The organism is Candidatus Methylomirabilota bacterium (genome assembly GCA_036005065.1).
In the GTDB taxonomy this organism is placed as follows: domain Bacteria; phylum Methylomirabilota; class Methylomirabilia; order Rokubacteriales; family DASRDR01; genus DASYQW01.
The window spans coordinates 1-3101 of the sequence record DASYQW010000082.1; the positions used below are offsets into that span (position 1 = coordinate 1).

At 74.2% G+C, this 3101-nt stretch carries 2 protein-coding genes; both read right to left on the bottom strand.

Going from position 1 to position 3101, the window contains the following annotated elements; genetic code table 11:
• The coding region (ggt, locus tag VGW35_06325; GenBank protein ID HEV8307267.1) for a gamma-glutamyltransferase at positions 1 to 1616 on the bottom strand (1616 nt) is incomplete at its 3' end.
• Complete coding sequence (locus VGW35_06330; GenBank protein HEV8307268.1) at positions 1613 to 3022, bottom strand: phospholipid carrier-dependent glycosyltransferase; 1410 nt, start codon at positions 3020 to 3022, stop codon at positions 1613 to 1615. The genes ggt and VGW35_06330, both read right to left, overlap by 4 nt.
• Positions 3023 to 3101: the final 79 nt, after the last annotated feature.

A 3101-nucleotide genomic window follows, 5' to 3' on the forward strand; every position in this document is an offset into this window, starting at 1 on the left:
TACCCGATCGCCGCGCCGTCCGAGCGGGGATCGGCGGCGCCCATCCGCGTGCCGGTCCCGGGTTGGACCTCGATGCCGTGGGCGTGTCCGGCCAGCTCGGCCCACGGCTCCCAGCGCGTCACGTGGTGCCCGCGAGCCTCCAGATCCGCGATGGTCGCCTCCGGGAAGCGGCTTTCCAGGTTCAGGCGCTCCCGCGGGTCGCCCAGGACGAACCGTCCGGCCAGCCAGCGCGGCGCCTCGATCGCCTGCTGGAGGTCGAGGCCGAAGTCGATGAGCGCCGAGTAGACCTGCACGTGGATCTGGGGCTGGCCGTCGGCGCCCATGCAGCCGAAAACCCAGCGGAGGCGATCGCCCTCGAAGGCGAGCGAGGCCATCAGCGTGTGGGCCGGCTGTTTGCCGGGCGCGAGCGCGTTGGGGTGCGCGGGCTCGAGCGAAAAGTAGGCGCCGCGGTTCTGGAGGAGGACTCCCGTGCGCCCGGCCACGACCCCGGAGCCGAAACCGAAGTAGAGGGACTGGATCAGAGAGACGGCGTTGCCCTCGCCATCCACGGCCGCCAGGTAGACGGTGTCGCCGGCGAGGCTCCCGGCCGGAACCTGGTCCCAGGCCTGCGCTCGATCGGCGCGGATCAGGGTCCGCCGCTGGCGCGCATAGGCCGGGTCGGTGAGCCGCGCTGTCGGCACCGAGGCGGCGTCCGGATCGGCCAGATACCGGTTCCGATCGGCGAAGGCGACCTTCTTGGCCTCCACCAGGAGATGCACGTAATCGGCTGACTGGGAGCCGAGCCGGGCCAGGTCGTCGTCGGCCACGATGCCCAGCATCAGGAGGGCGGCGAAGCCCTGGGTGGGCGGCGGCGTCTCGTAGAGCGTGACGCCCCGGTAGGTCCCGCGGAGCGGCGTTCCCCACTCGGCCCGGGTCGCCGCGAGATCGGCGGCATCGAGGAAGCCGCCGCCCGCGCGGCTCGCCCGCGCGATCTCCTGCGCCACCGCGCCCTCGTAGAAGCCCGCGCGTCCGGCGGCGCCGATCGTCTCGAGAGTGCGGGCCAGGTCGGGGACGCGGAGCCGCTGTCCCGGCTGCGGTGGCATCCCGGCGGGCAGGAAGATCGCCGCTGTCTCGGGGACCGCGGCCAGCACGTCCTGGGTCCGCGCGATCCAGCGGGTGAGGCGGGCCGTCACCGGGAAGCCGTCCCGGGCGTACTCGACCGCCGGCGTGAGCAATTCGACCAGCGGCCGGCGCCCGTACGCCTGGTGGGCCATCACCCAGCCCGCGACCAGGCCCGGCGCGTTCGCGACCGAGAGCCAGCCGCGATGCGGGATCTCGGTGAGGCCGCGCGCGCGATAGGCCTCGATCGTCGCCGCGGCCGGGGCCCGGCCAGCCGCGTTCAGGAACCGGACCTCTCGCCGAGCCGCGTCGTAGAGCAGCCAGAACGCATCGCCCCCCACGGACGTCATGTGCGGGTAGACGACGCTCAGGACCGCGCTGGCCGTGATGGCGGCGTCGACCGCCGAGCCGCCGCCTCGGAGGGTGGCGACCCCGGCGGCGGAGGCCAGGGAATGGGGCGACGTCACGATACCGCGCGACGCCAGCGTGAGCGGCCGGCCGGTCTCCGGGTGTGTCATCGAATTCGGCGATCCGCCGGGCCGAGCGGCCTCACCACGAGCCAGTAGACGAAGACCCAGCTCGGCCAGAGCTGCAGCAAGAGACGCGGCAGCGACGCCCGGAGATGCCACTCCAGCTCAAGCGGGAGGAAGAGGTACACGGCGACATAGCCCGCCAGCACGAGCGCGAGGGTCACGACCGAGGCCGCGAGGGGAGCCCGGTCCTCCGGCTCGATCCGGGCTCCCACCAGGAGCGCGTAGGCCGCCAGGAGAGCGAGGACGCTCACCGCCCAGCCGCCCAGGGTCAGCAGGTCCGTGCCGAGCGCGCGTCCGACGACGGCATAGCGCGCGCCGTCGGTCAGTCTCGCCACCAGGAGGGGAAGCCGCCAGTCCTCCGTCATGTAGCTCGGTGGCGCCAGCGCGAGCTTGAAGGAGGCGACCACCGCCAGGACCGGAACCGCCCCTCCCGCGAACGCCCCGAGCTCCCGGAGGGAGCCCCGCCAGCCGATCACGGCCAGGCGGAGGGCGAGTCGCCCGAGCGCGAGCGCCGTCGCGAACACCAGTCCCTCGTTCTTCGTCCAGGCCGCCAGACCCACCATCGTGCCGGCCAGCGCCACGGTCCCCGGATGCGAGCGGCCCTGCCGATCGTACTGCCAGAGCAGCACCAAGGTGGCGGCCATGAAGAACCCGAGGGGGATGTCGGCGTACTGCGCGCTCCCGTGGGCCGTGAAGCGGGGGCTGCCCAGCAGCACGAGCGCCGCCAGGAGGCCCTGGATCTCTCCCCGCCCCGTCGCCACCGCCGACCCGACGAGAAGGACGGTGGCGAAGGTGAAGCAGAGGGCGACCACGGCGGGCACCACCACGGTCGCCCGACCCACGTAGCCCCAGCCCCGGGCGACGAGAGCCGGGAGCATCTGCGGGTGGTCCGGCCGCGACCACGCCAGGAGCGCGGAGAAGGCGTCGCGCCAGTGCTCGCCGCCCTCGAAGAGGAAGCGGGCCCGGAGGTTCCACACGGCCCACGCATCCCACTCCCCGTGAGGGCGGAGCCAGGAGGCGAGGGCGAAGGCGCCGAGGGCGGCGAGGGCCGCCAGGACGACCGCGGCCCGCAGGAGCCCGGCGCCGCCTGAATCCGGTGTGGCCGGGCGCGCGGTCCGCGCGGAGTCGGCCGCACCCGCCGACCGCCGGCGGCGGCCGGCAAGGATCGTCACCGCCAGGCCGAGGAGTCCCAGATCCCCGATCATGGGCGCCCACCGGGAGGAGCCGAGGATCGCCATCGCGACGAAGAACCCGCAGGACGCGAGGCCGAGCCCCAGGCCCACCGCGAGGCACCCGTCGAGGATCCGGCTCGCTCGGCCGGATCCACCCCCGGCGCGGGCCGCGCGCACCGCGATCCCGCCGACGACGATCGGGAGGCCCAGCGCCGGCACCAATCCCCACACTAGACCATCGGAGGGAGCCTCCACGGCCCCCTCCGAACCTCCCCCCCCATTTCGGGCTGGGTGGGTG